Genomic DNA, 17,675 nt, shown 5'->3' with positions numbered 1-17,675 from the left:
TGTGCGCGCCATGTGCTGCGCCAGACTTTTACAGCGTCAAAACGAAGAGAGTGATCGAAGGGAAAAGCACTAAGAGGATCACCCGAACGATGTCTGATCCCACGAAGAACATCACAGCCTTGTAGGTTTCCACCATCGGCGTTTCACGATCCATCGCATTGATAATAAAGAGGTTCATTCCCACGGGCGGGGTAATCAAACCAACCTCAACAACGATCAAAACCAAGATGCCAAACCAGATCGCGAGGTACTCTGCCTCGATACGGTTCGCCATGCCTTGCGTCATGCGGATATCGAGCGCCTTCATTTGCTCGCGGGTTAGCTCTGCGCCGTTAGCAATGGCTGTTTGAATACTATCGAGCATTCCTGCCGCCATGCCCTCAGGCACACCCACCGCCAATACCTCTAGCGCTTTCGCGGCTTGCAGCTCAGCCAATGAAACTAGACCGAAGTCCATCGCGGAAATGACTGGAAAGAAGATCGGGATCGTCAGAAGGATCATCGACAGCGAGTCCATCAAACATCCGAAGACCAGATAGAAGACGAGGATCAGCGCCAGAACCATCCAAGGCGTCAGGCCCAGTGACAGAACATATGTCGCGAGTTCTTGAGGCACTTGCGTGAGCGCGAGGAACGAGTTGTAGAACCCCGCCCCGAGGATAATGAAGAAGATCATCCCTGTCGTCGTCGCAGTCGCCAGAATAGCGTCGCGGAACAAAGTCCAAGTCAGGTTGCCAGAGAGGAACGCCAACAACCCTGTGCCAAATGCACCAACTGCCGCGCCCTCTGTCGGAGTGAACCAACCAAGATAGATACCGCCAACAACGAGGCCGAAGACCAATACAACGGGCCAGACATTCAAAAGCGCAGTCATTCTTTCGCTATAAGGAACAGGAGGCCGTGTGCCTGCGGCCTTTGGGAACAGGCGCACGTAAATCGAAATGGTGATCATGTAACCAACAGCGGCCAAGATGCCCGGCACGAAGGCCGCGAGGAAGAGCTTGGCGATGTTCTGCTCGGTCAGGATCGCGTAGATCACGAGGATAACGGAGGGCGGGATCAAGATGCCCAGCGTGCCGCCCGCCGCGAGCGTGGCCGTGGAAAAGCCCCCTGAGTAGCCATAGCGCTTGAGCTCAGGCAGGGCGACTTTGCTCATCGTGGCAGCTGTTGCCAGCGAGGAGCCACAGATCGCGCCAAAGCCTGCGCAGGCCCCAACGGATGCCATGGCAACGCCGCCCTTTCGGTGGCCGAGCATGCTCTCTGCGGCTTTGAACAAGGCAGACGACATGCCCGAAAGCGTCGCGAATTGCCCCATGAGCAGGAACATCGGAATAATCGTCAGCGAATAGCTGGAAAATGTGGAAAAGGTCTCGGTCTTGAGTTTAGCCAAGAACACGGAAGGGTCGCCAAGCGCCAACCAAATGCCAGCAATGCCCATTCCAAGCATCGCCAAACCAATGGGCGCGCGCAGAAATATGATCAACAAAAGGAGGGGAAAGGACCAAAATCCTAGCTCTAGCATCGACATTTAGGAAGCCTCGTGTTGGCCAAGATCGGCCTCAGCACCGCGTATTGCGGCGGTTGTGCGTACAAATGCGCAATAGAGCGCGACGATGGAAGCGACGATTGCGGCAACGAAGCTCGCGGCAAAGGCCCACCACTTTGGAAAACCTAAAAGAAGCGTGGTTTCACCATTTGCGATCTTGCTGCTCATCCCAACGCCAAGTCGCCAGGTGATGAGCAAAATCGCGAGGCACAAAACAACTTCCCAAAAAGCCTTGAGACGGACGTTCGTTCTCGCTGGCAAAAAGGATGTGAAAACGTCCACGGTCGCATGCGCGCTTCTGAGCTGGCAAAGCGGCAAAAATGCAAAGATGGCAAAGGCTACCGCGGCTTCGACAATTTCAAAATCACCCGGAACAGGCCCAATGCCTGCACCAAGCAAAAACGCTGATACGCCGGGCGCTGCCGATTGCAAGGCATCCCAGTGGGCAAAGGTATTGCCGCCGCGACCAAGGACGCTGATGCAGACAAGCAAGACAAGCGCAGTCAAAACAAGGCCGCCAAGGACGGCCATCACGTGTGCTAATTTGGTGATAAATTTGAGCATGCTAAAACCTAACGAGATAGCGATGCAGCCCCGCCCAAAGGAGCGAGGCTGCGTAGTGTTTAGTTGCTGTACTTCTCGATCAAAGCTTTCGCTTCGTCAATAAGAGCAACACCATCGATGCCTTTGGCTTTCATATCTTCGACCCACTTGTCGACCGTTGGCGCAGCTGCTGCACGCCAAACGTCGACTTGCTCAGGCGAAAGCGTTGTCACTTCGTTGCCAAGGTCCAAGGCCAACTCACGACCTGGCGCATCGTCGATTTGCATTTGCTTGCCGGCGAAAGCGGAAAACGCTGCGCCAGAGTTTTCGTCGAGAATTGCCTTTAGATCATCCGGCAACGCGTTGTACTTGGCTTTGTTCATCGCAAACAGGAATGTCGTCGTGTAAAGCGTCTCATCCCCGAACTCCAAGTGGTTGGTGACCAGCTCTGGCACTTTCAATGCGCCTGTAACCTCCCAAGGGATCACAGTCGCGTCGATAACGCCTTTTGACAGGGCTTCTGGAACCGCAGGAACAGGCATGCCAACGGCTGTCGCACCCATGCCTGAGAACAGCAGGTTCGTTACGCGCGTTGGCGCGCGCAGCTTCACGCCATTGAGATCCTCTGGCGTCATGATTGGATCGCTGGAATGGATGATGCCCGGGCCGTGAACCCATGCGCCAAGAAGATGAAAATCCTTGAACTCGCCATCTACCATATATTTCTGCGCCATTTCCCAATAAGCGCTGCTGGTGGCTTCTGCATCCGACATCATGAAGGGCAGCTCAAATACCTCTGTGTGCGGAAAACGCCCAGCCGAATAACCCGAAACGGTCCAAACGATGTCTGCTACGCCGTCAATGGCTTGGTCGATCAGCTCAGGCGGCTTGCCGCCCAGTTGCATCGCGGGGAAATGATCAATTTTGATACGGCCATTTGAGGCCTCTTGGATTTTCTCAATCCAAGGAATGATAATGTTTTTCGGAACATTTGCTTGTGGCGGCAAGAACTGGTGCAGGCGCAATGTAACATCTTGCGCGACTGACATCGTTGTCGATGCACCAAGGCTCAGCGCAGCCGCCGCTGTTAGTTTCAGTAGATTTCTGCGAAGTAAGGTCATGTTATCCTCCCAATGACAACCAATCCGATTTATTATTGCACAGTATTGTTATGCTCTATACCTAATTGAGTCCAGCGAAATTCGCAAAGAAGCAAGTTCACAAAGCCTAGCACAAAGACCACTCAGATGTTTTTCATCTGGGTATTGTGAAGCAATGTCCAGAGGCGTTTCAACCAACCCCGCAAGGCCTTGCACTGTTTCGCTGACACTTTGCCCCCTTTTCGCCTGCACAATCGTATGGCTACGACCCAACTAAGCGATGAAAATGCAATTCTGCCGAGCACCATGCATGCGTCTCGCCCAACGCCCCCCCTTCGAGCAAGGAAGGGTTAAACCTCCCGCATAAGCTCCAATTCCACGCATACAAATATTTTTGATTTCGACGAAATCGCCGAGCCCGTAGCGCAATCCTTCGCGGCAAAGCCCAGCCCCCCCCGCAAACGGTGCTTCAGTCGTGACTTTCGGGCGAGCTTTGGCTTGCAGACAGATGACTTTCCTCGACCAGCCAGTTGAACTCTGGCTTCTTTGATGCGGGAAACCTCATTCGTCGTCGCTCCCATCCATCGCCCGAGAGGCGATTGCGTAGCAATCTGCCGAGAAGGGCCAATCATGCTTTTTTGAAAAGCCGCAGTTCAAACGTCAGCTCCGCGACGACCTCCTTAAGATCTTTTCGCGTCGCGGCGCAGTTCCCTCACTTCGTCAGTGTTCACAGCAAATGCTGTTGCACCACCTACATTGGTGGGTTGCGCATTGATGGGCATGGTTTTCCTGCACAAAACTTTACACTTCATGAGACAAAAACAAAGCCTTAGCGGTTACCCGCTAAGGCTTTGTTTTTAATGGCGGACCGAGGAACCGTATAACCCCTGTTTTCTCGGGTTCGCTCAAATTCGCCATAATTCATTTTTATATAATAAAATCAGGATTATAAATTCATATCTGTTCCTTGAAGTTCATGTAGAAACGTCTTAAGTCACGTTTGAGTGTGGGAACAAATGTGGGAACGATATGCCATTGAGCGCGAGAAAAGTTGAAACTGCGGAGGCTGGTCGGCATGGCGACGGGCGCGGGCTTTTTCTATATGTCAAAGCATCCGGTGCGCGATCATGGGTGCTGCGCTATCAGGTTCACGGGCGGCGGCATGATCTGGGCCTTGGTGCCTATCCAGACGTAACTTTGGCAATGGCACGGGAAAAGGCGTTAGAGGCCCGTCAACTCATTGCGGCGGGCGGTGATCCGATTGCGATTAAGCGACAAGCCAAACCGAAAACATTCCAAGACGCTGCGCTGGAACTGATCGAAAGCAAACGCCCCGGCTGGAAGAGCGCCAAACATGCGGCGCAATGGACGTCTACACTAGAAGCTTATGTTTACCCACGCATTGGCGCGATGCAGATCGCTAATGTCACCACTGCGGACGTCGTAGGTGCGTTGAAGCCGATTTGGTCGCAAAAACCAGAAACGGCAAACCGCGTGCGCCAAAGGGTAGAGGCAGTTTTGGACTACGCGTCGGCGCTGGGCATTCGCGAAGGCGACAATCCCGCGCGTTGGCGTGGGCACTTGGATCACCTTTTGCCAAAGCCGAAAAAAGTAAAAGCCGTAAAACATCACCCTGCCCTGCCACACGCCGAAATTGCTGACTTTATGGCTGACCTTTCCAACCGAACTGGCGTTGCCGCGCGGGCGCTGGGCTTTACCATTCTAACCGCAGCGCGATCTGGCGAAACACGCGGAATGACTTGGGCAGAGATTGATCTGGAAAACAAAATCTGGACCATTCCCGCCCAGCGCATGAAAGCAGGAAAAGAACACCGCGTGCCCTTAACCGCAGACATGATCACTCAATTGGGACCACACCGCGAACATGACAATTTAGTTTTTGAAAGTCAAACCAAAGCGGGCCGCCCAATTTCAGATATGAGCATGACCGCGCTTTTGCGTCGCATGGGGCGGAACGATATTACCGTCCACGGGTTCCGTTCCACGTTTCGCGATTGGGCAGGTGAAACCACAGGTTTTGCACGTGAAGTCATCGAGGCCGCGTTGGCGCATGGGATCAAAGACAAATCCGAAGCCGCCTATGCGCGGTCTGACCTCTTCGACAAAAGGCGCACCCTGATGGAGGCTTGGAGCCAAAGAGCCATGCCAGACAATTCTGCCACGAATGTTGTTGCACTGGGATGAACCTGCTTTAGGACTGATACCAACCCATTTGTATCAGGACGATTGCACATGCCCACACTAGACTGGATCGGCAAGAAAGCCGTTGTGAACCATCACCGCGAAGTGCCGTATCGCTTGGTGCATTGTGATGGCGATCTGTCCACAGGCGACGCGGATGCGGGCAATCTACTGGTGCAAGGCGACAACCTTGAGGCGCTCAAAGCCCTTTTGCCCTATTACGCGGGCAAGGTAAAATGCATCTATATCGACCCACCCTATAACACAGGGAACGAGGGCTGGGTCTATAACGACAATGTCAATTCGGCAGAGATCAAGGCGTGGCTGGGCAATGTTGTGGGTAAAGAAGCCGAAGACCTGTCCCGCCATGACAAATGGCTGTGTATGATGTATCCACGCCTTCGGTTGTTGCGAGAATTTTTGCGAGAAGATGGGGTTATCTTCGTTAGTATTGATGATGTAGCCGTCAATTACCTTCGCAACCTTATGGATATTGTTTTCAAACCGTCAGACTTTATTGCACAACTTGTTTGGAAATCCCGACAAAACAAAGATAACCGCAACACCACAGGTGTATCCACGGACCATGAATACGTCCTTGTCTATGGAAACCGATTGCGCGGTGAAGAACGAAATGCCACTCAATACACAAACCCGGACGATGACCCAAGAGGCGATTGGGTTAGCGGCAATATGGTTGGGATTGCTACAATAGAAGCGCGGCCAAATCTGCACTATAATCTAATTGATCCAAATACTGGAATAGACTACGGGTGCCCTCAAATGGGATGGCGCTACGGTCAAGACCGCATGGCGCAAATGATTGCCCAAGAGAGAGTACTTTGGCCCAGCAGCCCTGATGGCAGGCCGCGAGCAAAAAACTTCCTAGAAGATTTGAAAGACAAATATACTGGCTATTCATCGATTGCTGGGGAAGGCATATATACTCGGAACGGTACAAGGAGCATTGATGACATCTTTGGAGAACGGAAGTTCGACTTTCCAAAACCACAGGAACTTGTTGCTCAATTTATCCAGCAGTCAACAGAGGCAGGCGACCTCATCCTAGACTCCTTTGCGGGTTCTGGAACTACTGGCCATGCAGTCCTTGACCTCAACAAACAAGACGGCGGTAATCGCAAGTTCATTCTTGTGGAAATGGATGAACAGATTGCACCAGATATCACCGCTGAACGGTTGAAACGTGTTATTAACGGCTATGACAAAGGCGGCGACCCTGACAAACCCGTCGAAGGGCTTGGCGGCGGGTTCCGTTACTGCCGTCTTGGCGTTCCTTTGTTCAACGAATTTGGCGATATTGATGGCGGCGTCACCTTCCCCAATTTGGCCGCGCATGTGTTCTTTGCCGAGTGCGGCGCGCCTATTCCAGCCAAGGCAACAGGCAACTCCTCTTATCTTGGCCAACATCAAAACAAAGCCGTTTACCTGCTATTCTCCCCCGCCGAGGCTGGCTTTGCCCGCGAAGCCTCTGGTAATGTGTTGACGCCCGATACGCTTGCGTCTCTGCCCACACCGCCCGATGGTTTTGTGGGTAAATGGATTATCTACGGCGAAGGTTGCACCGTAGGTAAGGAACGACTTGCCGAGGCTGGCGTGATCTTCAAACAAATCCCCTATCAGATTGAAGGGGCGTAAATCATGGCGGCGGTGAATTTTGAACTAAAGGAATACCAAGAAGCATCCCTTGGGGCCTTTCGCGATTATCTAAAACAAGCAGACCTGCACGGCGGCGAAACCGCCTTTGTGCTGCAAACAAAGCTGCCATTCTATCAGGCCCCATATGTAGCCGATGGCACGCCTTATGTCTGTTTACGTGTCCCCACTGGCGGCGGCAAAACCATCATGGGTGCCCACGCGGTTGGGATCGCGGCGAAAGAGTTTCTGCATGTAGCGAACCCGATGGTTCTATGGCTTGTCCCTAGCACGCCAATTCTGGAACAGACCGTTGCTGCGCTGAAAAATCAAGATCACCCATATCGCGTGGCATTGGCCAAGGATTTTGGCCGCAACATATCCGTCCTGACCAAGTCCGAAGCATTGGCTATGTCACGTGCCGATGCAGAGGGCGGCGCTTGTATCATCGTGTCCACCATTCAGGCGTTCCGAATTGAGGAAACCGAAGGCCGCAAGGTCTATGAAGATGCAGGAAGCCTGATGGATCATTTCTCAGGCTTATCAGAGGATCAAGTCGCGCGTTTGGATAAGGTGCCAGACACGCACCGCCCTGTGTCTTCATTGGCAAACCTGCTAAAACTGCATCGCCCCATGGTGATCGTGGATGAGGCGCACAATGCGCGGTCTGCTTTGTCGTTTGACACGTTGGCGCGGTTTGATCCGTCGTTGATCTTGGAACTGACTGCTACGCCGAATACTGACCACGTTCCCGCCAAAGACAAACACGCATCCAACATTCTGCATTCAGTATCAGCGGCGGAACTCAAAGCCGAACAGATGATCAAACTGCCCATCCGCCTGACCACGGACAGAGATTGGCGCAAGACGGTTGGCGCGGCATTGGATAGTCGTAACCAACTGGAAGAAGCGGCCAAAGCCGAACAGAGCGAAACAGGCGAATACATCCGTCCTATTGTGCTGTTTCAAGCCCAGTCCAAATCTAAAAATGACCCGCACAGGATCACGGTTGAGGCGTTGGAAAAGTACCTTTTGGAAGACAAGCGCTTGCCCGAAGACCAGGTTGCAGTGGTAACGGGCAACAAGACCGAAATCGACGGCGTTGACCTGAAAGACCCAGATTGCTCCATTCGCTACATCATCACGGTTGCAAAGCTGAAAGAAGGCTGGGACTGCCCCTTTGCTTATGTCTTGTGTTCTGTAGCAGAACAAACATCCAAAACCGCGATTGAACAAATCCTTGGCCGCATTCTACGTATGCCACAGGCGCGTCTAAAACGCCGTGACGCGCTCAACCGCGCTTATGCCTATGTTGCATCCCAAAGTTTCGATGACGCCGCCCAGCGGTTACGTGATGGGTTAATTGAGGGGGCCGGTTTCAGCGCCAAGGAAGCGGAAGAGCTGATCTCGAAACAGGCAAGTCTGCCCTATGACAAGGTCGCGGATGAAACGGACCATGAATCCGACGCAATCGAGGACGAGGCGGTCACAGCGGAAAGCATCGAAGAGATATTCGACAAGCTACCGTCATCTGTAAAGGCGCGGGTATCGTTCAATCCTGAGACAAAGACCGTGGCCTACAAAGGGCAGATGACCCGCGAAGGGCGCAACCTATTGCAACTCGCAACCGCGAAGATACCGCAATTCGAAAAGGTGATTGATCGCCTTTATGCTAAGTCCAACAATTTTCAAACTTCGGCGGCGGCAGATGAAACCAAGCCGCCCTTCATCGTTCCGCGATTGGGTTTTAGGAAACAGGGCAAACTGGAACTTTTCGGCAAGGAACACTTCTTGGACTTGCCGTGGCGTTTGGACGAATGCGATCCAAAGGCCATCGTTGAACGCTTTAAAGTTATCGACGAAAGCCAGTCTGGCGAAATTGATGTAACTGACAAAGGCAAAGTCGAAATCCATTTCGTGCGCCGCCTGCAGGGCGAACTTGGGGCCGTGATTCAAGAACCTGAATGGACCATGCCTCGCCTCGCCAATTGGCTTGATATGGGCATTCAGCACCCCGATGTGACCAAGCCTGCCGCAATCTTGTTTATCACTGGCACAATTGACGCGCTGATAGCCTCCGGTATCGAATTGGATGTGTTGGCGCGCAACAAATACGACCTTCGCAAGGTTCTTGCGGGCTTGATAAATGACCTACGCAAGGAACGTGAGAATGGGAACTATCAAGCCCTGTTTTCCAGCGACGCTGAAAGCTTTTCCACAAGTTCGGACATGGCGATGATCTTTGATGAAGAAGCAGTTCCGCATAAACCCTATGTCGGTACAACGAAATTCAACAAACACTACACCAACCTAATTGGTGACATGAAAGCCGAGGGTGAGGAATTTGAATGCGCCGTCCATTTGGACCGCCATGAAAAAGTTCAATATTGGATTAGGAACGTTGACAGGCAAAAAAACTCTTTCTGGCTTCAACTGCCTGACAAGAAATTTTACCCAGACTTTGTAGTGATGTTGAAAGACGGTCGAATTCTGATCGTTGAATACAAAGGGGAAGTATATAAAACCAATGACGATTCGAAAATTAAGATGCAAATTGGTGACGTATGGGCCGAAGCCAGCGATGGGATGTGTTTATTTTGCATGCCAACAGCTAGAGATTTTTCAATTATAGATAGAATCATCTCATAAATTCGTTCGCCCCTGACTTGTATCACGCGCCTGTGAACACCACATATAGCCCTTGAAACAATCAAAGGCACAATTCATGGCTTCATTCAACGGCTTTATCCGCAAATCCCCTGACGCACGATTGGCAGCGTTTCTAAAGGCAAAAGGGGTTCATGCCCCTGATGACTTTAATTGGCAAAGCGAGGGGCGCGGAACGGCGCTTGTGAATGAAATAAATAACCTCATTTCCGATTTACCTGACCTTGGCCAAGATCGCGTCAAAGCGGAATTGGATCACCTTGCCAGCTTGGCCACACCACAAACCATGACCGCAGCGGAACAGATTTGCAGCGCCCAGCGCATTGATTTGGAGGGTCTGCTGGGCATTCAAGACGTGTTGCTTATGCTGGCCACCGAGCATCCCAAGATTTTGGAGCGCGTGGCCGTACAGGCGTCCCTGATGCAGCGAACAGGCGGCAAACAATGGTCTGCTTTTCAATTTGATGACGACGGGAAACCTTGGGCGCTGGGCGATGACGCCGCCCGTGCAGGCTTTGTTGCGGATGCAATCGCTATTCTCGAATTACCTGAACACCGCAAACGCGAGGCGGATTGGTATACCTCTATTCGCGTCGACCCTATCACGGGCGAAGAAACCGAAATCTTGCAGGCAACAATCTATGTAGAGGCCAGCGCCGAAAGCGAATTGACCTTTGGCCCATCCGAAGGTTTGGAGCGGCAGATCGTTCAGCGGGTTATGGAAGTCGGGATCGCCTGCAACGCCGAAGAGCGGATTGTGGAAATCTGCGCCCGTGGAGGCAAGAAAATGCGCGACAGATACGCATCATCGTTCTCAAAGCACTTTGCGCCACAATCCGCACCGCCAGTTGAAACACCACGGCGGGATGTACTGTTAAGCAATTTGCGCTCGAACCCCACTTTTCCCATCGAACCTGCCGACCGTGTTACAAAGGTCGAAATGTCATCGCTTGAGTTTTATTCTGTTGGCGGCGGCTTTGCGCGGTTTGAACATCGCGGGGATGACGAAACCATTTACCAATTCCTTGAACGCCAGTTTGGTGGCCAGTCTCCAATTCATGCTGTGGGTTGGACAATCACTGGCGCAACACTTCGGATCATGCAAACGCCCGAAGACGGCAAGCGGGCCAAGACTTTGACAGTGACCTTGCGCAGCCCAAACACCACGACCATTCCCAACAAGACAGAAGCAGAGCGCCAGTTTGTTATGGCCCTTCTAGATCGGTGGAAATTGATCGCGCCGCCCCCCGAGACTGTTGATGTGATAGAGGCCGCATAATTGAATGCGATGGACCTCTTTGCCAGCCTACTGGCCCAGCGCGGTCGGGTTCGCAGCGTCGAATATTCTTCTTTTCCAGCGTATCGCGACCTAATCAAAGCGGGGCTAGTCGAAGAAACTGGTGTTGTTTCATCCGTTATCTGTGACGAATGCAACCAGCCCCATGATTCGGAGATCGTCTATGAGGGTTCGCAGTATGGCTTTTATTGCCCCGACTTTGGCTTTGTATCCAAAGCACGTTCCGAATTAATCGCCACGCAACCGAACCTGTCTGAATTTGTGGCGAAGATTGCAGATCACCTGAATTGTAGGAGACGCAAATCAACGCCGTTAGAAGGCCAAACATGGCGGGTCGGGGCGCTTGATACTCATCAAGGAGCTGTTGTTGTGTATGTGACGCCCAAGATGCAGGAGGCCCAAGACGTCAACGGCTTTCAATCAGCCACGTCGAGCGAACTAAAGTCCCCCTTTGGCATTGTGCTGACCTCAATCGGTACGTTGTCTGTCGCCCCCTACAACACCGTACAAATACGGGACATTATCGACCTTGAGCCGGAGACCGGAAAGCTCATTGTTGTTGCGGACCTTCAGGCCATCGCGGGCGTACCAAAAGAACGCAACGGGGGTCGGCGCAATGAGTACTCGAAACCATTAAGTGAACTTAGCGCTATTAGAGTAAAAGAAAAGCGCACCTTGAAAGGCCGTAACGAAGAGGCGAAAGCATTGCGTGCCGAATACAAGGTCCAGTTCCCAAATCAAAAAATTCCATCACAGTCAGTAGTTAACAAATTCGTCACAAAGTTCAGAGGTGGATCATAACTGGATCAAAACGCACGGTCTGTTTTGATCCACCCCACGTCCGCCAAGGTTCATCTGTCACCAAATGGCGGAGAATGAACAATGACAACCAAAAAGCAGAACAATCAACCAACACCCCCTATCGCAGTATCACCTGATGAGGCCGCGCGGCTGGCAGGCATAGGTCGGACCAGCCTTTACGCCGCCTTGGCCAAAGGTGACCTGAAAAGCATTAAGATCGGCACGCGCCGTTTGATCAAGATTGAGGCCATTCACGAGTGGCTTGCATCCTTCCAAACGGACACGGAGTAACGCGCCGTGCCAAAGCAAGCCCGCCTGAACGGGATCAAATCTTATCGTTGTTACACAAAAGCGGAGGCGGCGGCACTTGTCGGCGTTTCCATCCGCACAATTAGGAACTGGACGCGGGATGGGTTGCCACTTTTGGACGCAAGCCACCCGCCACTTATTCGCGGAGATGATCTGCACGACTACATCACCGCCCAGCGCGCAAATCGGAAAGTCAAAACAGACCTATGCGAGTTTTACTGTTTGCGCTGCAGAAAGGGCAGAGCGCCCGCAGCCAAAATGGCGGACTGCAAAATTGAAGGCAACAAATCTATGCTGACTGCGCTTTGTGGCGTCTGCGAGGGCATCGTTTGCAAACCAATATCGTTAAGCGACCTGCCAGAGGTTCACGCAAAACTGGACCTCACAATAACGCGGGTAGAAGTGACATTATAATGGTGGACATACGCCCCCCTGTATTTCCCTTTGCGCCACTGCCCTACGCGACCACCCAAAGCCACCCGGATTAATACGCCACTGCCCCACGAAAACACCTCTACCCAGACCAGCCCAAACAATAGGAATTTTCGATGACCAAACGACCCAATGAAAAGAACGAACGCCTGAAACGCCGCTTTCTTGAATATCGCAAGTTCGCCCGCCAACTTTCGGAAAAAACGCTGGATCGTGAGATCGCGGCCCTTGAACGGTTTGACGTCTGGAACGGGCGCAAAGACTTCGCCCGCTTTCATATTGAGCAAGCGATGGGGTTCCGTACTCACTTGGAGCAAAGCAAGACAAAGGCCGGAAAGCACTTAGGAAAATCAACTATGCGATCTATCTTGGCAACTTTACGGGAATTTGTCCTGTGGCTTTCCCAGCAAGACGGGTTTCGCAGCCGTATCAAAGCGGCAGACGCGGATTACTTCAATCTGTCCCGTCGTGACGAAGCAGAGGCCCGCGCGGCACCACCCCGCCCAGCGCCTAGCATAAACCAAGCCAAACGCGCCCTTGCCCTTATGCCCTGCACAACGCCGCAGCAAAAGCGCGATAAGGCAGTATTCGCTTTACTGTGCCTCACGGGCGTTCGTGTAGCTGCATTGGTATCGCTTAAGATCAAGCATGTTGATTTGCAGGAAAAATCTGTCACCCAAAACCCGCGAGAAGTGGCGACCAAATTCGGAAAAGTCATCGACACTTTCTTTGCCAAAGAGTTTTGCGAAGCCGAGATCGCCCTTTCCGGTTGGATGACCTATTGTGACGAAGTCGCGCTCTATGGACCGGATGACCCATTGTTCCCAGCAACCGCAATCGCCGCAAAGTCAAATTCAGGCTTTGAAGCAAACGGTTTTACGCGCAGCCATTGGAAAAGCACAGAACCGGTGCGCAAAATCGTCCGCAGGGCGTTTGAAACTGCAGGCGTTCAGAACTACGGCCCACACGCCTTTCGTCACATGCTGGCCCGCCACGCGGCCAAAAATGCGGCGTCTGTCGCTGAACTCGTGGCCACTTCGCAGAACCTTGGACACACCGATGTTTTGACGACTTTACGCAATTACGGCCAAATCAGTCGCGAAGATCAACGCAAATTGGTTACGGGCGAGAAAGATGGGTGACCAAAGGCAATTCAAACGAAAGCGAAGTGTGGGAACAGGTGTGGGAACGAAATTCGCGAACGGCCACAAAATTCCTAAAAAACAAATACTTAAGGGGCTTTAATGGCGGACCGAGGAGGATTCGAACCCCCGACCCCCTGATTCGTAGTCAGGTACTCTATCCAGCTGAGCTATCGGTCCGTGAGGGGGTGATTAGTTTAGCCGACAAAGCGATGCAAGGGCAAAAGTGATAAAATGTCATGCTTTATGCATTCGCGATATCGCCCTTCGGCAAACGTATCTCAAAACAGGTCCCGCTTTCATCACTTTTACCCATCTCAAGTGCGCCACCATGGCCTTTGATCAACTCAGCCGCGATCGCAAGGCCAAGGCCCGTCCCGCCTTTGCGCGCGCCGCCCTGAAATGGTGTAAACAGGTGCTCAAGCGCCTTTTTCGGCAAACCCGGCCCAGTATCTTGAACCGAGATTATCCAATTCTCTTCGTCCTCTAGCGCTCGAACAGATATCTCTCCTGCTTTGCCGGTTGCCAAAATGGCCTGACGCGCATTGCGAACCAAATTGGAAAGTACGCGATAGAGTTGCTCGGGATCCGCGCGAACCGACATTGCCGCAGGGATGTCTTCAGAAAAGCTGAGGTCATGCTCGCCGACGGCTAGTCTCTCAGACGCAATGACATCCGCCACAATACCATTCAGCATAAACCGCGAGAGCCTCGGCGCGGGTTCCTCAGCTTTTCCAAACGCCAACGTGGTTTCGCATAGATTCACGGCGCGCGTGATTGAGTTAACGAGCTTCGGAGCCATACGCTGCACAACGGGGTCTTCGCTCATTTCGATACGGTCGGTGAACAATTGCGCGGAGGTTAGAATGTTGCGCAGATCATGGCTCACGCGGGCGACTGCCCCGCCAAGTTGCGCAAGGCGCTCTTTCTGCTTCAAGGCCTGCGTCAGTTCCATCTGCATACTCTGCAACGCATCTTCCGCTTCTCGCAACTCCGTCACCCCAGCCGTCGGCTCGATAATCCGGCGTGCATCCTCTGGCGCTGCTGCATAGCGCTGCATATGATCAACGACGCCCTTTATCGGATGCACCAACAACATCCGCACAGCGAAGAAAAGCAAAGACGCGGTAAAGATGGATATGACCGCCGAGAGGATCAAAATGCGCAGGCCATAGTCTATCAACGCCATGCGCAAACCATCCGTCGGCATTGTAACCTCGATCAGCAACCCCGCTTCACGCACAGGTGCGCCGATGATCCGGATCACTTCTGCCTCCGTTGCAAGCAGGCGAGAAATCGCATCTCCAATCAGCTCAATCGCGCTCGGATCACGCAGATCAAACGTCTGATCAATCGGGCGCGGCATGGGCGAGGACAAAACAAGTTGGCGCACGGCGTCGCGCCTGAGTACAACATTATAGACCTCCGCATTGAGCAGCAGCTCTTCTTCAAGGTCCGCATCAATCATATCATCCGCCAAAAGCGCGAGCGAAGCGATCTGCGCGCGCTCCAATCGCGAAAGCAAATAATCCTCGCGAAAGCGCGCCACGGAAGGGAAAAAGATCAATACCTCAGCCAGCATCACAAAGACGGTGGTCAGGATCAAGAACCGCCCTGATAATGAGTTCAGCATACGCGCTGCCTCTGTATGATCGCTCTTGGCTTCATTTTCCTGAAAAAACTCCCCGCGGAGCGTCCCGCACTAATAACACACGCGCGCACCCAATCATGGGAGCCACTTCTGCACAAGCCGCACCACCTTCTTGACCGTATCATTCTCAAACAGGCGCGGTGTGAAGTAAGCCCCTGCCGCGCGTTTGTTCACTTCGAACACCGACGGATAAGGCGCGACCATAGCGGAAATCTGGCTCATCTTCAGCTTGTTCGCAATCGCGAGCGACCACATACCAATCAACTCGCCCGCTTGTGGGCCAGCAATGGACACGCCAACAGGGCGGCCCTTCACAACCATCACTTTGATCAATCCATAGGCTTTGCGCTCTGCAATCAAACGGTCGTTGTGGTGAATGTCAAAGCGCACCACTTCCAATTTATCACCATGCGCCTCTTGCGCCTGCGCTTCTGTCAGTCCGACCTGCGCCAATTCAGGGTCCGTATAAGTGGCCCAAGGGATGTGGTTAGTGCTTTGCTTTGCGGGCAACCCAAAGAGAGCGGAACGGATGATCACCCCTGCTTGATAGCCCGCCACATGAGTAAATTGCAGACCGCCCGCCACATCGCCGATCGCATAAACTCGCTTGTTTGTTGTCTTGAGACTGTCATCCACGGTGATGCCCGTGCGGTGGGTTTCAATGCCTGCCGCTTCAAGGTTCAGCTTGTCCATATTGGCTTTTCGACCAACGGCCATCAGAAGATGCGAGCCTTTGAACACGCGCCCATCTTTGGCATGCACTTCAATTGCACCGGCTTTACCTTTGATCTCGGCAGCTAAAGCGTCCTCTTCGATCACCAGCCCTTCAGCGCGCAAACGATCCAGCACGATATTTGCCATTTCTGGGTCGTCTTTACCAAGCGCCTTCATTCCTTCGATTACGGTTACTTTGCTCCCGAGCCGTAGATGCGCCTGTGCCATTTCCATGCCGATCGGGCCACCGCCAATAATCAACAGATGCTCTGGTTGCTCGCGCAGTTCAAACAGGGTTTCGTTTGTTTCATAGGGAACCGTCTCCAAACCGGGGATCGGCGGCACAAAGGGGGATGAGCCCGTCGAAATGACAATGCGGCGCGCTTTGATGCGGTAATTGCCTGCTTCGACCTCAGTCTCAGAAACAAAGCGGCCATATTCCCGGATAACTTTTACTCCGAGCCCTTCAAAGCGCTCTTGGCTATCCATTGGCTCAATCGTTGTGACAACATCTGCGACATGATCTTTTGCTGCCGCATAATCGACCTGGGGCACTGCATTTGCGATTCCGTATCCAGATGCATGAGCCTGTCCATAAGCTGCTTTGCCCGAGGCAATCAGCGCCTTTGAAGGGACACACCCAAAATTCAGGCAATCCCCGCCCATCTTGTGCCCTTCAAGAAGAACCACACTCGCGCCCATTTGAACTGCGCCAGCCGCAACCGACAAGCCGCCTGAGCCTGCACCAATAACCAGAATATCTGTCTTGATCGTTTCCATGATTAGATGTCCTTTTTGCCTGTGACGGCTTTTATGAGGATTGGCAGCAAAGAAAGCGCGCTGAGGCCGAGAATTGGGAGAAGAATATGTGGTTCAAAGATGATGCCTAGGTCTGGGGATTCGCCTTTCGCGAAAACTTCACCGAGCCCAGCGCCAACAGACGTAAAGACCAACGTACCGGGGATGATTCCCAAGAAGGTCGAAATGACATAGCGATGCAAAGGCACCTCTAGGAATGCGGGAATGAGATTCGCAATAAAGAACGGGACCGCAGGAACAAGGCGAATAATGAACAACATCGACCATTGGTTTTCATCGATACCGTCTTTGATCTTTTTCACTGCGCCGTCACTGGATTCCAACTTGGCCCCCAGTTTTTCACCAAACCCATAGCGCGCCGCGAGAAAGATAAGAGTAGCCCCAACCGTAGCGCCTGTCACATTAAAGACCGTGCCAAAGACTGTCCCGAACAAGAAACCACCGGTTAGTGTGACAATGGTTGCGCCGGGCAATGAAAACGCAACGACCGCAGTATAAATGGCGATAAAGCCAAGCACAGCAATAAGATAGTTGCTATCGCGAAAACCGATCAAGGCTTCGCGATTATCGCGCAGGGCGTCGAAACTGAGATAATCCTTCAACGTGAAGGCACCGACTATGGCAACCACAAGGATCACAATCAAAGGCAAATATCTGGCGAGCCCAGATTTGGTTTCGGGGGTTTGTGTCATATCACTCATCGTTCTCTTTCGGGCAAATCTTATGTTTTGTCTGACAGCAACATGCGTATTTGCGTTTGGTTACGATAGACCTATCACGTCCGCTTGATCGCGAGTGA

Annotated in this window: 13 protein-coding genes and 1 tRNA gene; 7 read left to right on the top strand and 7 right to left on the bottom strand. The window is 52.6% G+C overall.

All coding sequences use genetic code 11. The features are described 5' to 3' along the window. Window positions 1-28 precede the first annotated feature (28 nt). The 3 genes from ACRBCU_RS01490 to ACRBCU_RS01480 are packed head-to-tail and all read right to left on the bottom strand — an operon-like array spanning window position 29 to window position 3,210. On the bottom strand, window positions 29-1,528 hold the full coding sequence (locus tag ACRBCU_RS01490) for a TRAP transporter large permease (protein WP_431363581.1): 1,500 nt from the start codon (window positions 1,526-1,528) through the stop codon (window positions 29-31). After that, window positions 1,529-2,110, bottom strand: a complete 582-nt coding sequence (locus tag ACRBCU_RS01485) for a TRAP transporter small permease (protein WP_431363580.1) — start codon at window positions 2,108-2,110, stop codon at window positions 1,529-1,531. It lies immediately after the preceding gene. Window positions 2,111-2,169: 59 nt separating this feature from the next. Further along, window positions 2,170-3,210, bottom strand: coding sequence for a TRAP transporter substrate-binding protein (locus tag ACRBCU_RS01480; RefSeq protein WP_431363579.1), 1,041 nt, complete (start codon window positions 3,208-3,210; stop codon window positions 2,170-2,172). 1,008 nt (window positions 3,211-4,218) lie between these two features. On the opposite strand from ACRBCU_RS01480, the gene ACRBCU_RS01475 reads away from it, so the two are divergent. The 7 genes from ACRBCU_RS01475 to ACRBCU_RS01445 all read left to right on the top strand — a co-directional run bounded on the left by ACRBCU_RS01475 (window position 4,219) and on the right by ACRBCU_RS01445 (window position 13,692). Continuing rightward, window positions 4,219-5,394, top strand: coding sequence for a tyrosine-type recombinase/integrase (locus ACRBCU_RS01475; protein ID WP_431363578.1), 1,176 nt, complete (start codon window positions 4,219-4,221; stop codon window positions 5,392-5,394). A gap of 48 nt (window positions 5,395-5,442) precedes the next feature. Beyond that, window positions 5,443-7,047: a site-specific DNA-methyltransferase gene (locus ACRBCU_RS01470; protein WP_431363577.1), complete on the top strand. Its 1,605-nt coding sequence runs from the start codon at window positions 5,443-5,445 to the stop codon at window positions 7,045-7,047. Window positions 7,048-7,050: 3 nt separating this feature from the next. Next, window positions 7,051-9,693 carry a DEAD/DEAH box helicase gene (locus tag ACRBCU_RS01465; RefSeq protein WP_431363576.1) on the top strand — a complete coding sequence of 881 codons (2,643 nt, stop codon included), beginning with the start codon at window positions 7,051-7,053 and terminating at the stop codon, window positions 9,691-9,693. Between the two features lie 76 nt (window positions 9,694-9,769). Next, window positions 9,770-10,990, top strand: coding sequence for a hypothetical protein (locus ACRBCU_RS01460; protein WP_431363575.1), 1,221 nt, complete (start codon window positions 9,770-9,772; stop codon window positions 10,988-10,990). Continuing rightward, on the top strand, window positions 10,991-11,809 hold the full coding sequence (locus ACRBCU_RS01455) for a hypothetical protein (RefSeq protein WP_431363574.1): 819 nt from the start codon (window positions 10,991-10,993) through the stop codon (window positions 11,807-11,809). An 81-nt stretch (window positions 11,810-11,890) separates the two neighbouring features. Then, the gene (locus tag ACRBCU_RS01450) at window positions 11,891-12,100 is read left to right on the top strand and encodes a helix-turn-helix domain-containing protein (protein ID WP_431363573.1); all 210 of its coding nucleotides are present in this window, start codon (window positions 11,891-11,893) and stop codon (window positions 12,098-12,100) included. A gap of 566 nt (window positions 12,101-12,666) precedes the next feature. Next, window positions 12,667-13,692 carry a tyrosine-type recombinase/integrase gene (locus tag ACRBCU_RS01445; RefSeq protein ID WP_431363572.1) on the top strand — a complete coding sequence of 342 codons (1,026 nt, stop codon included), beginning with the start codon at window positions 12,667-12,669 and terminating at the stop codon, window positions 13,690-13,692. 103 nt (window positions 13,693-13,795) lie between these two features. Here ACRBCU_RS01445 and ACRBCU_RS01440 read toward each other — a convergent pair. From ACRBCU_RS01440 to ACRBCU_RS01425, 4 genes are all read right to left on the bottom strand, one after another. Beyond that, a tRNA-Arg gene (locus tag ACRBCU_RS01440) sits at window positions 13,796-13,872 on the bottom strand. Between the two features lie 64 nt (window positions 13,873-13,936). Beyond that, complete coding sequence (locus ACRBCU_RS01435; RefSeq protein WP_431363571.1) at window positions 13,937-15,325, bottom strand: sensor histidine kinase; 1,389 nt, start codon at window positions 15,323-15,325, stop codon at window positions 13,937-13,939. Window positions 15,326-15,418: 93 nt separating this feature from the next. Then, window positions 15,419-16,837, bottom strand: coding sequence for a dihydrolipoyl dehydrogenase family protein (locus ACRBCU_RS01430; RefSeq protein WP_431363570.1), 1,419 nt, complete (start codon window positions 16,835-16,837; stop codon window positions 15,419-15,421). A gap of 2 nt (window positions 16,838-16,839) precedes the next feature. Beyond that, window positions 16,840-17,577, bottom strand: coding sequence for a TVP38/TMEM64 family protein (locus tag ACRBCU_RS01425; RefSeq protein ID WP_431363569.1), 738 nt, complete (start codon window positions 17,575-17,577; stop codon window positions 16,840-16,842). Window positions 17,578-17,675: the final 98 nt, after the last annotated feature.

This window comes from Planktotalea sp., from assembly GCF_050633725.1.
Lineage (GTDB): Bacteria > Pseudomonadota > Alphaproteobacteria > Rhodobacterales > Rhodobacteraceae > Planktotalea.
This window is presented reverse-complemented; position numbering and strand designations above follow the sequence as displayed.

Coding starts and splice junctions, on each gene's coding strand:
- ACRBCU_RS01435 (WP_431363571.1), bottom strand. CDS start 15,325: ATGCTGAACTCATTATCAGGGCGGTTCTTGATCCTGACCACCGTCTTT.
- ACRBCU_RS01460 (WP_431363575.1), top strand. CDS start 9,770: ATGGCTTCATTCAACGGCTTTATCCGCAAATCCCCTGACGCACGATTG.
- ACRBCU_RS01470 (WP_431363577.1), top strand. CDS start 5,443: ATGCCCACACTAGACTGGATCGGCAAGAAAGCCGTTGTGAACCATCAC.
- ACRBCU_RS01445 (WP_431363572.1), top strand. CDS start 12,667: ATGACCAAACGACCCAATGAAAAGAACGAACGCCTGAAACGCCGCTTT.
- ACRBCU_RS01425 (WP_431363569.1), bottom strand. CDS start 17,577: ATGAGTGATATGACACAAACCCCCGAAACCAAATCTGGGCTCGCCAGA.
- ACRBCU_RS01430 (WP_431363570.1), bottom strand. CDS start 16,837: ATGGAAACGATCAAGACAGATATTCTGGTTATTGGTGCAGGCTCAGGC.
- ACRBCU_RS01465 (WP_431363576.1), top strand. CDS start 7,051: ATGGCGGCGGTGAATTTTGAACTAAAGGAATACCAAGAAGCATCCCTT.
- ACRBCU_RS01485 (WP_431363580.1), bottom strand. CDS start 2,110: ATGCTCAAATTTATCACCAAATTAGCACACGTGATGGCCGTCCTTGGC.
- ACRBCU_RS01490 (WP_431363581.1), bottom strand. CDS start 1,528: ATGTCGATGCTAGAGCTAGGATTTTGGTCCTTTCCCCTCCTTTTGTTG.
- ACRBCU_RS01480 (WP_431363579.1), bottom strand. CDS start 3,210: ATGACCTTACTTCGCAGAAATCTACTGAAACTAACAGCGGCGGCTGCG.
- ACRBCU_RS01475 (WP_431363578.1), top strand. CDS start 4,219: ATGCCATTGAGCGCGAGAAAAGTTGAAACTGCGGAGGCTGGTCGGCAT.
- ACRBCU_RS01450 (WP_431363573.1), top strand. CDS start 11,891: ATGACAACCAAAAAGCAGAACAATCAACCAACACCCCCTATCGCAGTA.